Origin of the sequence: Mesorhizobium qingshengii (genome assembly GCF_027563465.1) — a bacterium.
GTDB classification, from domain to species: domain Bacteria; phylum Pseudomonadota; class Alphaproteobacteria; order Rhizobiales; family Rhizobiaceae; genus Mesorhizobium; species Mesorhizobium qingshengii_A.
The window spans coordinates 384250-404082 of record NZ_JAPFQA010000001.1 but is presented as its reverse complement, the minus strand read 5'-3'; the positions used below and the strand labels follow the sequence as shown (position 1 = coordinate 404082).

At 63.7% G+C, this 19833-nt stretch carries 14 protein-coding genes; 5 read left to right on the top strand and 9 right to left on the bottom strand.

The window, feature by feature from the left end:
- Positions 1 to 5: 5 nt before the first annotated feature.
- The 5 genes from OOJ09_RS01845 to OOJ09_RS01825 all read right to left on the bottom strand — a co-directional run bounded on the left by OOJ09_RS01845 (position 6) and on the right by OOJ09_RS01825 (position 9192).
- Entirely contained in the window at positions 6 to 2015 is a 2010-nt protein-coding gene (locus tag OOJ09_RS01845; protein ID WP_269903555.1) for a CocE/NonD family hydrolase, read from the bottom strand.
- A gap of 197 nt (positions 2016 to 2212) precedes the next feature.
- Entirely contained in the window at positions 2213 to 5353 is a 3141-nt protein-coding gene (locus OOJ09_RS01840; protein ID WP_269903554.1) for an efflux RND transporter permease subunit, read from the bottom strand.
- A gap of 198 nt (positions 5354 to 5551) precedes the next feature.
- A complete protein-coding gene (locus OOJ09_RS01835) occupies positions 5552 to 6700 on the bottom strand; it encodes an efflux RND transporter periplasmic adaptor subunit (RefSeq protein WP_269903553.1) in 1149 nt (382 codons plus the stop codon).
- Between the two features lie 54 nt (positions 6701 to 6754).
- Complete coding sequence (locus OOJ09_RS01830; RefSeq protein WP_091576562.1) at positions 6755 to 7363, bottom strand: TetR family transcriptional regulator; 609 nt, start codon at positions 7361 to 7363, stop codon at positions 6755 to 6757.
- 188 nt (positions 7364 to 7551) lie between these two features.
- Positions 7552 to 9192, bottom strand: a complete 1641-nt coding sequence (locus OOJ09_RS01825) for an acyl-CoA synthetase (RefSeq protein WP_269903552.1) — start codon at positions 9190 to 9192, stop codon at positions 7552 to 7554.
- A 198-nt stretch (positions 9193 to 9390) separates the two neighbouring features.
- Between OOJ09_RS01825 and OOJ09_RS01820 the strand changes: the two genes are divergently transcribed.
- Complete coding sequence (locus OOJ09_RS01820) at positions 9391 to 10359, top strand: sugar-binding transcriptional regulator (RefSeq protein ID WP_269903551.1); 969 nt, start codon at positions 9391 to 9393, stop codon at positions 10357 to 10359.
- An 82-nt stretch (positions 10360 to 10441) separates the two neighbouring features.
- Entirely contained in the window at positions 10442 to 12496 is a 2055-nt protein-coding gene (locus tag OOJ09_RS01815) for a bifunctional aldolase/short-chain dehydrogenase (protein ID WP_269903550.1), read from the top strand.
- Between the two features lie 66 nt (positions 12497 to 12562).
- On the opposite strand, the gene OOJ09_RS01810 is transcribed toward OOJ09_RS01815, so the two are convergent.
- From OOJ09_RS01810 to OOJ09_RS01800, 3 genes are all read right to left on the bottom strand, one after another.
- Complete coding sequence (locus OOJ09_RS01810; RefSeq protein ID WP_269903549.1) at positions 12563 to 13615, bottom strand: substrate-binding domain-containing protein; 1053 nt, start codon at positions 13613 to 13615, stop codon at positions 12563 to 12565.
- A 49-nt stretch (positions 13616 to 13664) separates the two neighbouring features.
- The gene (locus OOJ09_RS01805) at positions 13665 to 14660 is read right to left on the bottom strand and encodes an ABC transporter permease (RefSeq protein ID WP_269903548.1); all 996 of its coding nucleotides are present in this window, start codon (positions 14658 to 14660) and stop codon (positions 13665 to 13667) included.
- 86 nt (positions 14661 to 14746) lie between these two features.
- The gene (locus OOJ09_RS01800) at positions 14747 to 16258 is read right to left on the bottom strand and encodes a sugar ABC transporter ATP-binding protein (protein ID WP_269903547.1); all 1512 of its coding nucleotides are present in this window, start codon (positions 16256 to 16258) and stop codon (positions 14747 to 14749) included.
- Between the two features lie 137 nt (positions 16259 to 16395).
- On the opposite strand from OOJ09_RS01800, the gene mtnK reads away from it, so the two are divergent.
- The 3 genes from mtnK to OOJ09_RS01785 all read left to right on the top strand — a co-directional run bounded on the left by mtnK (position 16396) and on the right by OOJ09_RS01785 (position 19228).
- A complete protein-coding gene (gene mtnK / locus OOJ09_RS01795; RefSeq protein ID WP_269903546.1) occupies positions 16396 to 17667 on the top strand; it encodes an S-methyl-5-thioribose kinase in 1272 nt (423 codons plus the stop codon).
- The gene (gene mtnA / locus OOJ09_RS01790) at positions 17664 to 18758 is read left to right on the top strand and encodes an S-methyl-5-thioribose-1-phosphate isomerase (RefSeq protein WP_269903545.1); all 1095 of its coding nucleotides are present in this window, start codon (positions 17664 to 17666) and stop codon (positions 18756 to 18758) included. Before mtnK ends, mtnA begins: the two co-directional genes overlap by 4 nt.
- Positions 18759 to 18820: 62 nt before the next feature.
- Positions 18821 to 19228 carry an SMI1/KNR4 family protein gene (locus tag OOJ09_RS01785; RefSeq protein ID WP_269903544.1) on the top strand — a complete coding sequence of 136 codons (408 nt, stop codon included), beginning with the start codon at positions 18821 to 18823 and terminating at the stop codon, positions 19226 to 19228.
- Positions 19229 to 19258: 30 nt separating this feature from the next.
- On the opposite strand, the gene OOJ09_RS01780 is transcribed toward OOJ09_RS01785, so the two are convergent.
- Positions 19259 to 19798: an Lrp/AsnC family transcriptional regulator gene (locus OOJ09_RS01780; RefSeq protein ID WP_269903543.1), complete on the bottom strand. Its 540-nt coding sequence runs from the start codon at positions 19796 to 19798 to the stop codon at positions 19259 to 19261.
- Positions 19799 to 19833: the final 35 nt, after the last annotated feature.

The window sequence follows — 19833 nt, the reverse complement described above, 5'->3', positions numbered from 1 at the left end:
TCTCCTCAGGCGTAATCGCGCCTGATGCGCCGCGTCGCCGAGGCGCTGTGGACGAGCTTGCCCCGTTCTCGGGCCTCGAGCCGCCAACTCAGGTTGAAATGGGTTTCATCGGATGTCAGCTCGGTTACCGCCATGGCCTCGGTGTCGGCATCGCCGCTGGCAATGGCCCAGCGGTATTCGGTGACGAGCCTGGCCGACAGCGGATCGTCGGCGCGGATGCTCATCGTGTCGCTGTTGGCCGAGGAAACGGTGATGGCGCGATCGTCGTAGCGCCTGCGGCCATGGTCGGAACTCAGCGCGATGGTCTGCACGCCGCTGCCGACATCGTCGGTGACGATGCGGCGATCGAAACCGTCATCCAGGGTCGTTGTCGGCACCGGCGGCGCGGTTTCGGCAGGCTCGAAGCGGACGTCGCGATCGCGCGGCGACGGTGGGCGCACGGGAAGCATCACCGTGCTGTCGCCGCTGGCAACCGACAGCGTCGACAGTTTCGGCTGCGGCCACAGGATCGGCCAGTGCTGGTTGGCCAGCGCCAGCCGGATACGATGGCCCTTCGGCACGGTACGGGCGAAATCGTTGAGCTTCAGCCGGACGCGGAATGGCGTTCCGACCGGACAGGGCGTCGGATGCTCGTGACTGTCGCGGTGGCTGAGGTTGAGCACGCCATAGGTCATCAGCGCCGAAGTGCCGTCGGGATAGACGTCGCAGAGGCGGGCGGCAAGATTGACATGGGATTGGTCGACGGTAACGAGCAGATCCAGTTCCGGCGCGCCGAGCAGGGTCAGGTCGCTGTCGAGCGGCAAAGTGTCGAAGCACAGCGCCAGCCCGTCCTCGCGGCGCTGGTCGATGGCCATGTCCGGACAGGGGCCGCCATAGCCGCCCCAACGGCCGCAGTCGCGTCCGGCGCTGGCCGGCGAGCATACCGAAAGCGTGGCGCCCGGTGCCGGCTCGCCACCCAGCCCGGCGGCGTTCAGGTGCAGAGTGCGGCGCTCGATGCGCGGCGACGGCCATTGGTCCTCGGCGGCCCAGCGGCCGGCATGATCGGGGAGATAGAATGGCCGCGGCCTCTCCTCGCCGGTGATCCAGACGCGGTAGAGCGGCTCATCCATGATGCCGGTGTCTTCGCCGCACAGCCAATGGCGCCACCAGCGCAGCGCCTCCTGCAGATAGCCGATCAGCGGCCCCGGGGCACCGCGGCAGGGATAGGCATGCGACCACGGACCAACGATGCCAAGCTTGGGTCCGGGCAGATGCTCGAGCAGGCGCGGCACGAAGTTCGAATAGCTGTCCTCCCAGCCGCAGACAGCCATGACCGCGCATTCGATCGCCGCATGGTCTTCGCAAACAGAACCCTGCCGCCAGTAGTCGTCGCGGCGCTGGTGCGAAAGCCAGATTTCCGACAGCGAGCTTGTCGCCTCAAGACGGCTGACCCACATGGCGCGCCAGGCGTCGCCGACGATCTGCGGATCAGGGGCCATCGCCTTCTTCACCAGCATGAAGTTCGACCACATCTCCTGCTCGGTGAGCAGCGCGCCGCCCATATAGTGGATGTCGTCGGCGTAGCGGTCGTCGGTAGCACAGTTGGTGATGATGGCCTTCAAGGCCGGCGGCCGGCGCGCCGCAACCTGCAGCGCGTTGAAGCCACCCCAGGAAATGCCGGTCATGCCGACATTGCCATTGCACCAGGATTGCGCGGCCAGATGGGCGATGATCTCGCAGGCGTCTTGCTGCTCGCGGGGCAAGTACTCGTCGGCCAGATCGCCATCGGAATCGCCCGAGCCCCTGATATCGATGCGGGCGCAGGCAATGCCGTGCCCGGCGAGCCAGGGATGGATGTCGATGTCACGCGCCACGGTGCCGTCGCGGCGGCGATAGGGCACCATTTCGACGACGACAGGCACCTTGGCGTCGGTGCGCGGGCGCCACAAAGTGGCGGCGATGCGGGTGCCGTCGGCCAGCGTGATCCAGAGCGGATCGACGGTTTCGACAGCAAAGGGGAACTCGGTTCGTACCACGGCAGGTACCCGTTAAATCGCCTTGTTGAACGTTCGTACAACAAGGCGATTCAACGCGCAATCCCGCTTCGCGCTTTTTGACGCCGAATACCGTTCCCGGCCGGCGCCGGTCGGTCCGACCGGTGAGAGGCCGGGTTATGAAGCAGTGGAGAGACCGCAAATTTGCGGGCCGGACAGTACCATCCGACCCGCGCTATTTATTCGGCGGCCAGCGCCAGTTGCGGCCTTTCGGCAGGCAACTCTGGTTCAGGCGTGTTTTCGGTATCCGCCGCCTTCCTGGGCTCCCTGCCGAAGAACAGGGCATAGCCGGCCGGCAGCACCAGGATGGTCAGCACGGTGGCAACGAGGATGCCGCCCATCATGGCGTAGGCGAGCGGACCCCAAAAGACAGCGCGCGAGATCGGGATCAGCGCCAGCACCGCCGTCATCGCCGTCAGCACGATCGGCCGGAAACGGCGGACGGCCGAGCCGATGATCGCTTCGGATCGTTCCATGCCTCTCGCGATGTCCTGGTCGATCTGGTCGACCAGGATGATCGAATTGCGCATGATGATGCCGAGCAGCGCGATGACGCCGAGGATGGCGACGAAGCCGAACGGCGCGCCGCTGATCAGCAATGCGGCGGCCGCACCGATGATGCCGAGCGGACCGGTGGCCAGCACCAGCATCGCCTTGCCGAAGTTCTGCAGCTGTATCATCAGCAGAACCACAATGATGGCGAGCATGACCGGCGCCTTGGCTGCGATCGACGCCTGGCTTTCCGCCGAATCCTCGGCGCCGCCCTGGATCTCGATCTTGTAGCCGGGGGCCAGGCCATCGCGCAGGCCCTGCATGTCCTTGTACAGCTTGGTGACGACGTCGTTCGACTGCACGCCGTCGGGCAGCGTCGCCCGCACGCTGATGGTCGGCAAGCGGTCACGGCGCCATTCGATGCCTTGCTCCAGCACCGGTACCACCTTGGCCACCTGTGACAGCGGCACGAAGCCGCCGAAATCGGTCGGGATGTAGACGGAGTCGACCGAGGACAGCAGGCTGCGGCTGGCATCCGGCTCGCGGGCAACGATGGACACCGTCTCCTCGCCGTCACGGAAGTCGTCGAGCGGCGCGCCTGACATTGCTGTCTGCAGCATCTGGCGGATGCGCTGCGAGGTGACGCCGAGCGCACGGGCGCGATCCTGGTCGATAACCAGCTTCATCGCCGGCACCGGCTCCAGCCAGTCGTCATGCACGGCGCCGAGCAGCGGATCCTCGCGGAACTTCGCCTTCACCTGATCGGCGATGCGGCGTACCTCCTGGCGATCCGGACCCATGACGCGCATCTGCACCGGCCAGCCGGTCGGCGGCCCGAGGAACAGGCGGTCGACCTTGGCGCGGATGGAGGGGAAATCCTCGGCCAGCACGGCGCGCAGCTTGACGATCAGCCTTTCACGCGCCGGCTCGTCATTGGCCATGACCAGCATCTGGGCAAAGTTCGGATTGCGCAGCTGCTGATCGAGCGGCAGGAAGAAGCGCGGCGCGCCTTCGCCGATATAGGTGGCGATGAAGCGCTTGTCCTTGTCGTCCATCATCTTGGCCTCAAGCGCCTTGGCCTGCGCCTCGACCTCCTTGATGCTGGTGCCTTCCGGCAGCCAGAGATCGACGAGGATTTCAGGCCGCGACGATTGCGGGAAGAAGTTCTGCGGAATGAACTGGAACGCCCACAGGCTGGTGCCGAAGGTCACCAGCGTCATCACCAGAACGATGATGCGATGGCGCACCGCCCAGCCGACGGTCGAGCGAAGCCGGCGGTAGAAACGCGTGTCGAAGGCGTCATGATGGCTGCCGGCATGCTTGCGCTGCTTGAGGATCATGTTGCCGAGCCATGGCGTGAAATAGACCGCGACGAACCAGGACACGACCAGCGCGATGCCGACGACGTAGAACAGGGTGCGCACATATTCGCCGGCCGTGGAAGCGGCGAAGCCGACCGGGATGAAGCCGGCGGTGGTGATCAGCGTGCCGGTCAGCATCGGGAAGGCGGTCGAGGAATAGGCAAAGCTTGCCGCCTCGATCTTGACCAGCCCCTCCTCGAGTTTGCGCTCCATCATCTCGACGACGATCATGGCGTCGTCGACAAGCAGGCCGAGCGCGATGATCAATGCGCCGAGCGAGATACGCTGCAGGTCGATGCCGAGCTCGTACATGATGGCAAACGTGGCTGCCAGAACCAGCGGAATGGCGATGGCGATGACCAGGCCCGAGCGCCAGCCGATCGACAGGAACGAGACGACAAGCACGATCAGCAGCGCCTCGCCGAGCGCATGCATGAACTCGGCCACCGCATCCGTGACAACTCCCGGCTGGTCGGAAATCTGGTCGACCGAAACGCCATAGGGCAACGCCTCCTCGAAGCGCTTGTAGGTCGTCTCAACGTCCTTGCCGACATCGGTGACCTTGAAGCCCTTGGCCATGACGACGCCGATCTGCACGCTGTCATGACCGTTGAAGCGGTATTTGCGCTGGAAGGGATCTTCCAGCCCTGAAGTCACGGTGGCGATGTCGCCCAGCCGGGTGACCTGACCGCCGGCGCGCAAGCGCAGATTGCGGATGTCCTCGACCTTGCTGACATCGCCCTCGACCGAGATGCGCACCGAGTTGATGCCGGTATCGACGGACCCGGCCGGGTCGACATTGTTCTGTCCCTTGATCGCGTTCTGCAGATCGGGAAGCGTCAGGCCGCGTTCGGCGAGCGCCTTGGACGAAACGTCGATGTAGAGCTTTTCCGGCTGGTCGCCGATGATCACTGCCTTCTCGACGCCTGGCGTCGTCAGCAGCATGTCGCGCGCCTGGATGGCGAATTTCTTCAACTCGGGATAGCTGAAGCCGTCACCACTGATGGAATGCAGGGTGATGAAGGTGTCGCCGAACTCGTCGTTGAAGTAGGGGCCGAGCAGGCCTTGTGGCAGATCGCCTGATATATCGCCGACCTTCTTGCGCACCTGGTAGAAGGCATCCTTCACCTCTTCGGCGTTGGTGTCGCCCTTGATCTGAACCGTGATGATGGCGCTGCCGGCGCGGGTGAAGGAGCGCACGAAGTCGAGATGCGGCGTCTCCTGCAATTTGCGTTCGATCTTGTTGACGACCTGATCCTCCATCTCCTGGATCGAGGAGCCCGGCCAGATCGCCTGGACGACCATCACCCGGAAGGTGAAATCGGGATCTTCCTTCTGGCCCATGCGCATCAGGCCGAGCGCGCCGGAAATGATGATCAGGCCGAACAGGAACCGCGCAATGGCGGGATGGCCAATCGCCCAGCGTGACAGGTTGAAGGGCCGCTTCTCGTCCGTGGAATTGGTCATGATGGTGGTCCATCTGTTTGGCAACAAGATCGAGGTTCGGTAGTGGCTTCCGGGCGGCAAGGCTCTCCGAGCGGAGAAACGCTCATCGCGGTGGGACGCGAAAATCGATGTGGGGGTTACATCAATCGAGCGTCTCAGATCGGGCGCCTGCCGCCCGGAAACCAGCGGCTGCGGGAACGCGCAGCCGGTTGTCTGTCGTCAGCGCAACTGCTTTACGTCGCCGCCATCGCCTGCCGCGGAGGCGGACTGCAGCACCGCATCGCCGGCGAGTTTCACTTTCAGGTTCTCGGTCATGAACTGCGTGCCGGCCGCGACCACGACATCACCAGGTTTCAGACCTTCGGCGACACGCACCCCATCGGCGGCGAACTTGGCGACCTTGACCGGGCGGGCATGAACGGTGTCGGCGCCACGATCGACGGTCCAGACGATCGACTGGCTGTTTTGCTCGGCCAGCGCGCTCAGCGGGATCGACACGAGTTGCCGCTCATTGGCCGCCGAGGCTTCAATGTTGGCGGTCATGCCGAGAAGCACGCGTGGGTCGTTGGGCAGGCTGACGCGGACTGCAAAGGTGCGCGACTGCGGGTCGGCACTGCCGGCGACCTCACGGACCTTGCCATCAAGCGCCAGCGCGTCATCAGACCAGAAGCCGGCCTTGACGACCTTGCCCGGCTTGAATTCGGCGATCTCCATTTCCGGCACCGCGATCAGCACTTCCTTTTCGCCGTCGACGGCGACGGTGACCACCGGCGTGCCGGAGCCAACCACCTGGCCGACATCGGCGTTGACGGCAGTGACGATGCCGTCCCTGTCGGCCTTGAGATCGGTATAGCCGACCTGGTTCTTTGCCTGGGCGAGCGAGGAGCGGGCGGAATCGCGGGTGGCGACGGCCTGGTCGTAGGTCAGCGTCGCCTGTTCGAGCTGCGATTTCGGCGCAAAATTCTTGGCAAAAAGCTGCTCGGCGCGCTTGCGGGCAAGCTCGACGGTCTCGACCTGCCGCTCGGCGGCATCGAGGGCAGCCTCCGCACTCTTGACCGAAAGATCATAGTCGGCGGGATCGATGCGGGCGAGCACATCGCCAGGCGCCACATGCTGACCGATGTCGACAAGACGCTCGGTGATCTTGCCGTTGACCCGGAAAGCCAGAGCGCTTTCGGTGCGAGCCCGCACCGAGCCGGAATAGGAGAGCGTGCGGGTGTCATGCGCCTGGGCGATCTCGACGACCTTCACCGGGCGGATGATGTCCTTGACTTCGGCTTTTTCCTGCGAGCAGCCGGCAAGCCCGAGCGCCGCGACGATCAGTCCGGCGACTGGCAGCTTGCGAAGGATGGAAGTGGGCAAAGACATCTTGGTACTCCTGACTGGAGATGAACGGTCGACACCGGCACCCGTGTGCGGCGGCTATTTCTTCAAGGCCTTGATCGCGTAATCGATGAGGTCGTCGGGCATCGCCCGGTTGGTCTTGGCAAGGCACTGCGCAACCATCTGCGGATGGCACAGGATGACGGTGGCGGCGCCGAAGCAGCGTGACGCGATCACCGGATCCTGTTCCCTGAACTCACCGGCCTCGATGCCATCGCGGATAACCTCCGCGAACAGGTCGTGAATGCTGTTGACGTGCTTGTCGATGACGCCCCAGTCCCGTTCGAGCGCGACGACGACCATCTCATGAACCTTCTGGTCGTCAAGCATGACCTCCAGCGTCATCTTGTATTGCGCATGCACGTAGCGGCGCAGCCGCTCCTCGGCGCTGATCGGCAGGCGGGAAATCTCGTAGGCCATCTTGTAGCTGGCGCCGAGCATCCGGCCGCAGACGGCCTGGTGGATTTCGACCTTGGAGGCGAAGAAACGGTAGATGTTGGCCGGCGACATGCCGAGTTCGCGCGCGATGTCGGCGACATTGGTCTTGCCATAGCCATAGTGCCGGAACAGACGCTCGGCGCAGTCGAGTATGCGCGTGACATTTTCCTGTCGGGCGGCGTCGGCTACTATGGTGGCGGCTTCGGACATGACCTTCTGCTTATTTACGAGTGACGAATTTTAATTTTCGTCACTCGTAAATCGAAACAGGCGCCCTGTCAATGCGATTTCGCCGTACCTGTACGATTGGTGACAGCTGGTGACATCCAACAGACGTCACGAAGCGGCCCGAGGATGCGAGCCGCTGAAAATATTCTTGAAAGAAACTGTCGGAGCCGTCAGGCGGCCTTGGCCATCTCGCGCAGCCGGAACTTCTGGATCTTGCCGGTCGAGGTCTTCGGGATTTCGGCGAAGATCACCGCCTTCGGCACCTTGAAGCGGGCGAGCAGCGCACGACAGTGCTCGATGATCTCTGCCTCGGTCGCGGTCTTGCCGGGCTTCAGTTCGACATAGGCTATGGGCACCTCGCCCCATTTGTCATCGGCCCTGGCGACGACGCCGCAAGAGGCAACGGAAGGGTGCTTGTAGAGCGCATCCTCGACCTCGATCGACGAAATGTTCTCGCCTCCGGAAATGATGATGTCCTTGGAGCGGTCCTTGAGCTGGATGTAGCCATCGGGATGCATGACGCCGAGATCGCCGGAGTGGAACCAGCCGCCGGCAAAGGCTTCGTCGCTCGCCTTGCGGTTCTTCAGGTAGCCCTTCATGACGATGTTGCCGCGGAACATGACTTCGCCAATGGTCTCGCCATCCGCCGGCGTTACCTGCATCGTCTCGGGATCCATGACCGTCAGGCCTTCGAGAGCGGCGTAGCGCACGCCCTGTCGTGCTTTCTTGGCGCTGCGCTCTCCCTTTTCGAGATCGTCCCAGGCGTCATGCCATTCGTTGACCACCGCCGGGCCATAGGTCTCGGTCAGCCCGTAGAGATGGGTGACGGCAAAGCCGGCATCGGCCATGCCGGACAGCACGACTTCCGGCGGCGGTGCCGCGGCCGTGTTGAAGGTGACGGTCTGCGGAAACTCGCGCTTGTCTTCGTCCTTCGCATTGATCAGCACCGACATGACGACCGGTGCACCGCACAGATGCGTGACGCCGTGATCGGCGATGGCGTCGTAGATCGGCTTCGGCCGCACCCAGCGCAGGCAGACATGGGTGCCGGCCTGAATGGCGAGCGTCCATGGAAAGCACCAGCCGTTGCAGTGGAACATCGGCAGCGTCCACAGATAGACCGCATGCTTGGCCATGCCGGCATGGATGGTGTTGGTGTAGGCCATCAGGGCAGCGCCGCGATGATGGTAGACGACGCCCTTCGGATTGCCTGTCGTACCGGAGGTGTAGTTGAGCGAAATGGCGTCCCATTCGTCGTCGGGCATCGACCATGCAAAGTCCTCGTCGCCTTCAGCGACAAACGCCTCATAGTCGGATGTGCCGATGCGCTGGCCTTTCGGATAGGGCGCATCGGTGGCGTATTCGGGGTCGTCATAGTCGATGACCAGCGGCTTGACCTTAGCCAACTCCAGCGCTTGTCCGACGATACCAGCGAACTCGCGGTCGACGATCAGCACCTTCGTTTCGGCATGGTCGAGCTGGAAGGCAATGACCGCGGCGTCGAGGCGGGTGTTGAGCGAATGGAGCACCGCCTTGGTCATCGGCACGCCGAAATGCGCCTCCAGCATCGGCGGCGTGTTGGACAACATGACGGTGACCGTATCGCCCTTGCCGATGCCGCGCTTCCGAAGCGCCGAGGCAAGTTTCAGCGACCGGCGCCAGAACGTGCGATAGTCCATGCGCTGGCGGCCATGGATGATGGCGATATGGTCAGGATAGGTCTTTGCCGCGCGCTCCAGGTAGGTGAGCGGTGTCAGCGGCTGGTAATTGGCCGCGTTCTTGTCGAGATCCTGCTCATAAGGCTTGCCCATCCCGCCTCCCCTTAGCTTCCTGATTGGAGACTTCTAATCACAGGCTCCAAGCCACGTCACCATCCTTGTATGCCAAGCCTGTCATACACCACAGCCAGCTTCGCCTTGATCCCGATCAACAAGAGAAAGACGCTTGCACTTTCCCGCTCGGTTTGACTTTTGTCGAAGGCCGTGAATAATGTCAGCGGAGGAGATGGCATGGCGATCCGACCAGCAGAACAGCTGATTCACAAGGCCGCGTGGCTATATTACGCGCATGGCCTGCGGCAGGATCAGGTTGCAAGCCAGCTTAACATCTCCCGTGCCTCGGTCGCCATGTATCTGCGCAAGGCGCGCGAGACCGGCATCGTCAACATCTCGACCTCGACCCAGCTTTTCACCGACGATGTACTGGCGCGCAAGCTGGAGGATGCGTTGGAGCTCGATGCCGTCTGGATCGCGCCCGAGAACGACCACATCGCCGACCCCTCGATGGAAATCGCCGTGCTGGCGGCGAGCGTGTTTCTCGAACTGGTCAAGAAGGGCGACCGTATCGGCGTTGCCTGGGGCCGCACCGTCTACACGATCGCCGACATCATGTCCTATGCCGATCTGCAGGACGTCACGGTGGTGCAGCTCTGCGGCAATCTCGGAGCGCCCTATTCCTACCGGCCCGACCAGTGCACGATGGAGATCGCGCGGCGGCTCAACGCCAAGGGCCTCAATTTCTACGCGCCGCTGGTGCTGTCGACGGAAGAGCTGGCGCGCGCGCTGCGCGCCGAGCCGGTGATCCGAGAGCAATTGTCGGGGATTGGCGAATGCGATCTGGCGCTGTACTCGGTCGGGGCGGTCGATGCCGACAGCCATCTGGTCAAATGCGGCGCGCTCACTCCTGACGAAATGGCTACGCTACGCAAGCAAGGTGCCGCCGGTGTCATCGCCGGACAGATCATCGACGCCGACGGAAAGGTGCTCGATTGCAGCTACAACCGCCGGGTGATCTCGGCCGAGCTCTCCTCGCTACGCGCCATCGACCGGCGCCTGATGGTCGTGCAGGAGGACAGCAAGTTCGAACCGCTTCTCGCGGCGATCGCAGGCGGACTTTGCACGCATCTGGTGGTCGGCGCACGCATGGCGCAGCGGCTGCTGGATCATGCCGGAGCCGCGGCCAGCGAGAAGGCATCCTAGCAAGACCACCCTCGCCGCGCTGTCATCAAGGCGTCGCGGCTTTCCTGTTCACCAGCAAGAAGACGGAATCGGACGAAGCGAAATGAAGAACCTTTGGAATGACGGCGACGCGGAAAAGATGGTTGCCGACTATGCCAGGAAAGGCGTTGGCGGCGACCTGGCGCTGCGCGTCTACACGACGCGGCTGCTGGGCGGCGAGCCGCGGCTCGTGCTGCATGGCGGCGGCAACACCTCCTGCAAGACCAAGGCAACCGACCTCCTCGGCGATGAATGGGATGTGTTGTGCGTCAAGGGCAGCGGCTGGGACATGGCCGTCATCGAGCCGCAGGGGCTGCCGGCGGTGAAGATGGGCGCGCTGCTCAAGGCGCGCAAGCTCAACAAGCTCTCCGACGAGGACATGGTCGCCCTGCAGCGGGCGAACCTCATCGACCCATCCTCGCCCAATCCCTCGGTCGAGACGCTGCTGCATGCCTTCCTGCCGCACAAATTCGTCGACCACACCCATTCGACCGCCATCCTCGCCATCGTCGACCAGGAAGACAGCAAGCCGCTGGTGAAGACGGTGTTCGGCGACAAGATGGGTTACGTGCCCTACATCATGCCCGGCTTCGACCTCGCCAAGGCGGCGGCCGACGTCTTCGACGCCGACCCGACGGTCGAGGGCCTGATCCTCGACAAGCATGGCATCTTCACGTTCGGCGACGATGCCAGGCAAGCCTATGACCGGATGATCCACTATGTGAATGTCGCCGAGGACTATGTGGCCAAGCACGCCAAGCCGAAGGCGGCAAAGGCGACGCTGCCGGCAAAGCTCGCCACACCGGCTTCCATCGCGCCGATGCTGCGCGGCGCCGTCGCGGTGGCGCGTGGCGAAGGCCGCTTCGACCGCATGATCAGCGACTTCCGCACCTCGGAGGCCATCGTCGACTTCATCAACTCGGCCGCGATCGCCGACTATGCCGGGCGGGGTGTTTCGACCCCCGATCTGTCGATCCGCATCAAGACCGGACCGATGGCGGTGCCGGCGCCCGATGCCGACAAAATCGGCGACTACAAGGCCGTGATCAAGAGCCATGTCGAGACATTCGCCAAGGATTACCGCGCCTATTTCGAAACCAACGATGCGCTCGACGACGTCAAGCGCACCATGCTCGACCCGATGCCGCGCCTGACGCTGGTGCCGGGGCTGGGCATGTTCGGCCACGGCCGCACACTGAAGGATGCGAAGATCGCTTCCGACGTCGGCGAGATGTGGATCGAGGCGGTGCGCGGCGCCGAAGCGGTCGGCCGTTTCCATCCGCTTTCCAAGGCCGACCTGTTCCCGCTCGAATACTGGTCGCTGGAACAGGCCAAGCTCGCCTCCAACAAGCCGAAGCCGCTGACCGGCCAGGTGGTGCTGATCACCGGCGGCGCCGGCGCGATCGGCGCGGCGACGGCCAAGCTGTTCGCCGACAATGGCGCCCATGCCGTCGTCGTCGATCTCGATGCCGAAAAGGCCGCGGACGCTGCGAAGAAGGCTGGCAACAATTCGATCGGCGTCGCCGCCGACATCACCGATCCGGCCCAGGTGCGTGCCGCCTTCGACAGGGCGGTTGCCGTGTTCGGCGGCGTCGACATCCTGGTGTCCAATGCCGGGGCCGCCTGGGAAGGCCGGATCGGCGAGCTCGACGACGCGCTTCTGCGCAAGAGTTTCGAGCTCAATTTCTTCGCCCACCAGTCGGTGGCGCAGAACGCCGTGCGCATCATGCTCGAACAGGGCACCGGCGGCGTGCTCCTGTTCAACACCTCCAAGCAGGCGGTCAATCCGGGTCCGAAATTCGGCGCCTATGGCGTGCCGAAGGCGGCGACGCTGTTCCTGTCCCGGCAATACGCGCTCGACTACGGCGCCCACGGCATCCGTTCGAACGCCGTCAACGCCGATCGCATCCGCTCGGGGCTTTTGACTGACGCCATGATCGCCAGCCGCTCGGGTGCGCGCGGCGTGTCGGAGAAGGACTACATGTCCGGCAATCTGCTTGGCCAGGAAGTGACGGCGCAGGACGTCGCGCAGGCCTTCCTGCACCATGCGCTGGCCGAACGGACCACCGCCGATGTGACGACGGTCGACGGCGGCAACATCGCGGCGGCGCTGCGATAGGCATTCCAACCAACAACAAAAAGGGCGGCCCTCGGGCCGCCCTTTGCGTTTATGTCGTGACGAAGCCTACTTCGCGTTCGGGTTCGGCATCCAGGCCGGCATCGCGACATCGGCATGGGCAAACTGCGGCAGCTTGGCCGAGAGGTCCTCCATGTTCTTGATATCCTTGTCGATCAGCTCCTTCTGGGTGATCAGCGTCGGCGGCACGACGACGTTGTGGCCGGGGTCTTCACCGGCCAGCAACTGCGCCAGGGCGCGCACCGAGACCTGGCCGACGACGGCCGGGTTGGTCGCGGCGGTTGCCGCCCAGGCGCTGTCGGGCTCGCGCATCGCTGATATATCCGAGGTCGAGATGTCGGCCGAATAGATCTTGATGCCCTTGTTCAGACCGGCTTCGTCGACGGCGATCTTCACGCCCTTGGCGAATTCGTCATAGGGGGCGAACATCACCTTGATGTCCGGGTGGGCCGACAGCACCGAACGCGCCTGGTTGGCGACGGAATTGGCGATCGGATTGTCCAATGTGCCGAACATCGCGACTTCCTTGATGCCCGAGTATTTCTTTTTCACATCGACCCAGGTCTCGTTGCGGCGATCGAGCGGCGCGATGCCGGCGACATAGACGTAGCCGGCGTTCCAGCTGTTGCCATTGTCCTTGACCGCCTGTTCGAGCGCCAGCCGCGCAAGGTCGCGGTCGGACTGCTCGATCTGCGGGATCTTGGGGTTTTCGACATTGACGTCGAAAGCAACCACCTTGATGCCCGCATCGACCGCGCGCTGGGCGGCGTCCTTCATCGATTCCGTCAGGCCGTGCTGGATGATGATGCCCTGCACGCCAAGCGCGATGGCCTGATCGACCATGTCGGATTGAAGGGCGGCGTCCTGGCGGCTGTCGAGGACGCGCAGATCGATACCGAGCGCCTTCGACTGCGCCTCGACGCCCGACAGATAGGCCTGGAAGAAGTCGCCGGTCGAGAGATAGCGGACCAGCGCGATCTTGACGCCGGGCTTGTCGAACGGCGCCGGCTTGTCCGCCGCCAGTGCCGGGAACTGCATCAGCATGGTTGCGCCGGCCAGCCCGAGCGCGACCTTCCCTAGAAGTCTTCTTGTGATGTTCACCTTGTTTTCCTCCACTCTTGTTGAACCCAAAATCCTGCCCAGTCGAAAGCTATTCCCTGCCCCTGCCGGAAAGAGCAAAGGTGAAGACAAGGGCGACGACCAGAACCACGCCCTTGACGAAATCCTGCGTGTAGTAAGGCGCGTTCATCATGGTCAGGCCTTGCAGCAAGATGCCGACGAACAGCGCGCCGACGGCGGTGCCGAAGGCGTTCGGCTTGGCGGCGCCGAGCACCGCGTAGCCGATGAGCGCCGCAGCAACAGCGTCGAGCAGCAGATTATTACCCGAGGCGATGTCGCCGCGTCCAAGTCGGGCGGCGAGCAAAATGCCGCCGATCGAGGCAAAAACTCCTGAAATGACGTAGGCCCAGATCTTGTATGCCTTGACAGGCGCGCCGGCGAGTTCGGCGGCGCGCTCATTGCTGCCGACCGCGTACATCATCCGGCCGAAGCGGGTGTATTCGAGGAAGAACCAGATCAGCACGGCGAGCACGAGCAGCACGACGACCGACACCGGAATGAGGTTCGGGATGAAGAAATCGAAGCGGTGTCGCCCGAGCGCCAGGAAGGCGTCGCCGAACTTGCCGTTGGCGACCGAACCATCGGGCATCGTCATGCCGGTGGCGATCGAGCGGCCTTCGGTCGGGATGCGCTGCAGGCCGACGAGCAGGAACATCATGCCGAGCGTCGCCAGGAGATCGGGCACGCGCATGTAGACGATCAGCCAGCCGTTGATCAGGCCAACGATGGCGCCGATCAGCAGGCAGACGACGACCGCGACGACGGCGTTCTGCTCCAGCACCACCATCACATAGGCCGCCGCCATCATGGCGGAGGTGGCGACCGAGCCGATCGAGAGATCAAAGCCGCCGACGACCAGAGTGGCGGTGACGCCGAGCGCCAGCACGCCGGTGATGGCGACCGACTGGAAGATGAAGACGGCACTTTGCGGCGAGACGAAACCGTCGGCAGCGATCGCGAAATAGGCGACCAGTCCGAACAGCAGGACGATGAAGCCGTAGCGGATGGCGTGGTCGCGCAGCGTCATTCAGCGCCCCCGCGCGCCGCTGCCGTTTCTACCCAACTCAAACCCATAGTCTCTCCATTCCAGTTCCCATTTGCCCGCCGCCACGCTCAGGCCGCGTTGTGCAAAGGCCCGCCGGCCACCTCGGCCAGCAGGCGGTCGAGATCGACTTCGGCATTGCGATGTGCGCCGACGATGGTCTGCTCGGACATCACCAGGATGCGGTCGGCCGTCTCCAGCGCCTCATCGAGTTCGGTGACGAACAGCAGCGTCGCGCGGCCATTGGCGCTGGCCCTCAGCTTGGCGGCGATATCGCGCCTGGCCGAGATGTCGACGCCCTGAAATGGCTCGTCGAGGATGAACAGCGTTGCGTCCTGCGCCATCCAACGAGCGACCATCACCTTCTGCTGGTTGCCGCCCGAGAGGGACGCCAGTTCATCTTTCTCGGAGCGACAGACGATGCCGAGTTCCTCGATCTGCCGGCGCGCGGTGGCGCGCTCGAGACGGCGCTTGAGCACGCCTAGATTCGACATCCGCCTGAGGAACGGCAGGCTGACATTGCGCTCGATGTTGAACCCGCCAACGATGCCGCTGGTGGCGCGATCCTTGGCGACGAGGAACACGCCGGCGGCGATCGCCTCGCCCGCCGATCCCGGCGCATAAGGCTTGCCGTTCATCGTCATGGTGCCGGCGAGCGGCCGGCGCACGCCAAACAGCGTCTCGGCAAGCGCCGTCTTGCCGACCCCGACGAGGCCGGTGATGGCAACGACCTCGCCGTCGCCGAGCGTCAACGAGATCGGCCGGGCGCCTGGCGCGATGCGCAGGCCGTCGATCGTCAGGATCGCCTTGGCCGAGTCCCTGGCAACGATCTGGTCGAGATGGATCTTGCGGCCGAGCATGGCGTTGACCGCGCCTTCATAGTCGAGCGGTTTCTTGTCGAAAACGCCTGAGATGACCCCGTCGCGCATCGAGACGATGCGGTCGGCAAGCCGCCGGATGTCCGACATGCGGTGCGAGATGTAGAGGATCGCCACGCCTTGCTCACGCAACCTGTCGACCAGCGCAAACAGCCGGTCGGCCTCGGCGCTGGACAGCGATGAGGTCGGTTCGTCGAGGATGAGCACTTTCGGCTGATGCGCCAGGGCACGGGCAATCGCCACCATCTGGCGATCGGCCAGCGAAAGATCGCTCACGCGGGCCTTGAGGTCGATGGCCAACCCCATGCGGTCGGCAACCGCCTTGGCCTCACGACGCACCCGGGCGGGATTAAACAGGAACGGGGCGCCACTGCCGCTCAGCCGGTCCAGGGTCAGATTGGTGGCGACATCGAGATCAGCGACGACCCCGTCATTGATGTTCTGATGAACGGTGACGACGCCTGCGCGGATCGCCTCGGCCGGCGTGTTCGGCGCGAAGTCCTGGCCGGCGAGGCTCATCGTGCCGCCGCCGCGCTCATAGACGCCGCTGATGATCTTGACGAGGGTGGATTTGCCAGCGCCGTTGGCGCCCATCAGCACCGTCACTTCACCGGCATGAAGCTCCAGCGAGACGCCGCCAAGCACCTCGTTCTGGCCAAAGGATTTCCTCAGTCCCTCTACGCGGAACACGGCACTGCCGACCATGCGTTCCTCCCTGACCACGACGCTATGGTCTATGTCGGCAATTGTCAACACGATTGACAATTGCCAGACAGCTTCCTAGCTTGGCCCAGCCGCTAAGGCTCCCCTATGATCGGAGCGCATAGGCGGGAGGGAGAAGAATGACTGGGAAATTGCCGTTCGAAGCACTGTCGGTGGAGACGCTTTCAACGCGCCTCGGCACGAACGAGGCGCTATGCGCGAAGATCGGCAAGGACACGACGCGCTGGAAAGTCCGCGAGGTCGGTGACGGCAATCTGAACCTGGTGTTCATCGTTGAGGGCACCAGCGGTGCCGCGGTCGTCAAACAGGCCCTGCCCTATGTCCGCCTGGTCGGCGACAGCTGGCCGTTGCCGCTGAAGCGCTCCTTCTTCGAATATCACGCGCTGACCCGGCAGGAGGCGCGCGCGCCGGGTTCGGTGCCGGCGATCTATCATTTCGATGAAGGCCAGGCGCTGATCATCATGGAGTATCTGTCGCCGCACATCATCCTGCGGCGGGCGCTGATCGAAGGCCGGCAGCTGCCTGACATCGCCAGGGACATCGGACTGTTCATGGCCCGCACCCTGTTTCGCGGCTCCGACCTCTCGATGGTCACCAAGGACCGCAAGGCCGATCTGGCGCTGTTCGCCGACAATGTCGAACTTTGCGACATCACCGAGAACCTGGTGTTCTCCGACCCGTATTTCGAGGCCAGGATGAACCGGCATACCAGCCCGCAGCTCGACGGCCTCGTTGCCGAACTGCGCGCCGACCGCGATCTCAAGGTCGAGGCGCAGCGGCTGAAGCATATCTTCGCCGCCAATGCCGAGACGCTGCTGCACGGCGACCTGCATTCGGGCTCGATCATGGTCACCGACCAGGAAACCCGGATGATCGATCCGGAGTTCGCCTTCTACGGCCCGATGGCCTTCGATGTCGGCATGCTGCTCGCCAATTTCTGGATGTCGTTCTTCTCGCAACGGGGGCATGAGCAGAACGGCAAGCGCGATGCCATGCGCGCCTATCTGCTCGATGTCGTCGTCGAGACCTGGGTGGTGTTCCGCGCCGAGTTCTCGCATCTGTGGCGCACCGAGCGCACTGGCATGCTCTATCAGAAAAGCCTGTTCGAGGATCAGGGCGACAGGCTGGGCGCCGAGCAGGCGCTTGACCACGTGCTGCACCAGGTCTGGACTGATCTGCTCGGCTTTGCCGGCATCGAGGTTCACCGGCGCATCCTCGGCCTCGCCCACAATGCCGATTTCGAGACCATTGCCGACGAGGACCTGCGCGCCAGTTGTGAGGCGAAGGCGCTGAAGTTCGGCCGTCACATCGCCGTCAACCGGCGCCAGATTCACAGCATCGACGAGGTCAACAACCTGGCCGCGCTGATCGAACAGGAGAGCAGCATTTGAACGTCGGCGACCGCCACTATCGTACCATCTGGCTGAGCGACGACGGGCGTTCGGTGGAGATCATCGACCAGCGCTGGCTGCCGCATGATTTCCGCATCGAGACAATCGGCACCGTCGCCGGCATCGCCACCGCCATCCGCGACATGTGGGTGCGCGGCGCGCCGCTGATCGGCGTCACATCAGCCTATGGTGTCGCCATGCAGATGGCGGATGATCCGTCGGACGCCGCGCTCGACGCCGTCTGGGAGACACTGCACGAGACCCGCCCGACCGCGATCAACCTGCGCTGGGCGCTGGATGAGATGCGGGGGTTGCTCAAGCCGCTGCCAACGGAACAACGCGCCGCAGCCGCCTATCGGCGCGCCGGCGAGATCGCCGACGAGGATGTCGGCCTCAACCGCGCCATCGGCGCCAATGGGCTTGAGATCATCAAGGCGATCGCGGCGCGCAAGCAGAAGGGCGAGCCGGTCAACATCCTGACCCATTGCAACGCCGGCTGGCTGGCCACGGTCGACTATGGCACCGCAACGGCGCCGATCTACCTGGCAACCGAAGCCGGCATTCCGGTCCACGTCTATGTCGACGAGACGCGGCCCCGCAACCAGGGCGCCCAGCTGACCGCCTGGGAGATGGCCGGCCATGGCGTGCCGCATACGCTGATCGTCGACAATGCCGGCGGCCATCTGATGCAGCGCGGCGAGATTGACATGGTCATCGTCGGCACCGACCGCACCACCGCCGATGGCGATGTCTGCAACAAGATCGGCACCTATCTGAAGGCGCTTGCCGCCGCCGACAACGACGTGCCGTTCTATGTCGCGTTGCCGTCGCCGACCATCGACTGGACGGTGCATGACGGGCTGGCCGAGATCCCGATCGAGCAGCGCTCGGCCGACGAGGTCTCGCTGGTCTGGGGCAAGACCGCCAGCGGCGAGATCGCCCAGGTGCGCGTATCGCCCGAGGCGACGCCCGCCGCGAACCCGGCCTTCGACGTGACCCCGGCGCGGCTGGTGACCGGACTGATCACCGAACGCGGCGTCGCCAAGGCCTCGCGCGAAGGCTTAAAGGCGATGTTCCCGGAGCGGGCGTAGCCGTAGCACCACCTGCGCTTTGCTGGCACTGTGCCGCATTGATGTCAAAGGGAGGGAACCACGTGCTCGAAGGTGGAGAATGGCATAAAGTTGAAAGCGCTTCATTGGCAGCGATAGAGCAGCTGAAGGCAGTTGCGCCAGTTCCGCTTCCTCAAAGCTATCTTTCGTTCCTGTTGTTCAGCAACGGCGGCGAAGGTCCATTACCTGTTCAGCCGTTTTGGCTTTGCCTTTATCCGGCTGAAGAGGTGATGCAGATCGAGCAAAGCGGCACCTTCCGAGAGTTTTTCCCGAAGCTGTTTGTGATCGGCGGCAACGGCGGAGGAGAAGCTGTCGCCCTCGATCTTCGCGGGACGGAGCCTTACCCCTTGGTCGCCTTCGACATGATCGACATTAATCTATCGGAAAGCGTTCAAACAATCGCGGCGTCTTTCGACGCGGCACTGGAATTGATTGGTCACGACGAGCAATAGCTACGCTTCCCGGTTTTATGGGTTCACGTCCTAGTAAAGAGGCTCGGCCATGTGCTTGGGCGTTGGCCATGTCTCTGTGATGCCGGGCTGCACCGGCCGTTCAAGATAGGTCGAGAGGACCACGTAGCTACGCGTCGAGGTGACACCCGGCGTCTCGTAGAGACGTGCCAAAAGTCCTTCGAGTGCCCTCGTGTCTTCCGTACGCACCTTCAGCAGCATGCAGGTGTCGCCGGCGACGGTGTGGATCTCCTCGACTTCCGGATACTGCGAAACCGCCATCAGTTCGGGGGTCTTGCCCCAGCCCCTGGTGTCGATATGCACGAAGGCCAGCAGCGGCTTCTTCACCGCCTTGGGGTCGATGATGACGGCGGTGTTCCGGATGACGCCGCTGCGCCGAAGGCGCTTGACGCGCTCATGGGCGGCTGGCGGTGAAAGGCCAACACGATCGCCGAGTTCGGCATAACTGACCGTCGCATCGTCGACCAGGACGCCTAATATCTTTCGGTCGAGCGCGTCGACGTCGCGGGCCGCTGGCTTGTTCCGCAGAATGTCATCTGTTTCTTCATCCATATCGTGATTTCCGATTGCTGCAGAACTCAATGCGG

What these genes read in the sequence shown, in the direction of transcription:
- OOJ09_RS01805 (WP_269903548.1), bottom strand. Translation starts at nt 14,660, where the DNA reads ATGACGCTGCGCGACCACGCCATCCGCTACGGCTTCATCGTCCTGCTG.
- OOJ09_RS01840 (WP_269903554.1), bottom strand. Translation starts at nt 5,353, where the DNA reads ATGACCAATTCCACGGACGAGAAGCGGCCCTTCAACCTGTCACGCTGG.
- OOJ09_RS01835 (WP_269903553.1), bottom strand. Translation starts at nt 6,700, where the DNA reads ATGTCTTTGCCCACTTCCATCCTTCGCAAGCTGCCAGTCGCCGGACTG.
- OOJ09_RS01815 (WP_269903550.1), top strand. Translation starts at nt 10,442, where the DNA reads ATGAAGAACCTTTGGAATGACGGCGACGCGGAAAAGATGGTTGCCGAC.
- OOJ09_RS01825 (WP_269903552.1), bottom strand. Translation starts at nt 9,192, where the DNA reads ATGGGCAAGCCTTATGAGCAGGATCTCGACAAGAACGCGGCCAATTAC.
- OOJ09_RS01830 (WP_091576562.1), bottom strand. Translation starts at nt 7,363, where the DNA reads ATGTCCGAAGCCGCCACCATAGTAGCCGACGCCGCCCGACAGGAAAAT.
- OOJ09_RS01800 (WP_269903547.1), bottom strand. Translation starts at nt 16,258, where the DNA reads ATGGTCGGCAGTGCCGTGTTCCGCGTAGAGGGACTGAGGAAATCCTTT.
- mtnK (WP_269903546.1), top strand. Translation starts at nt 16,396, where the DNA reads ATGACTGGGAAATTGCCGTTCGAAGCACTGTCGGTGGAGACGCTTTCA.
- OOJ09_RS01820 (WP_269903551.1), top strand. Translation starts at nt 9,391, where the DNA reads ATGGCGATCCGACCAGCAGAACAGCTGATTCACAAGGCCGCGTGGCTA.
- OOJ09_RS01780 (WP_269903543.1), bottom strand. Translation starts at nt 19,798, where the DNA reads ATGGATGAAGAAACAGATGACATTCTGCGGAACAAGCCAGCGGCCCGC.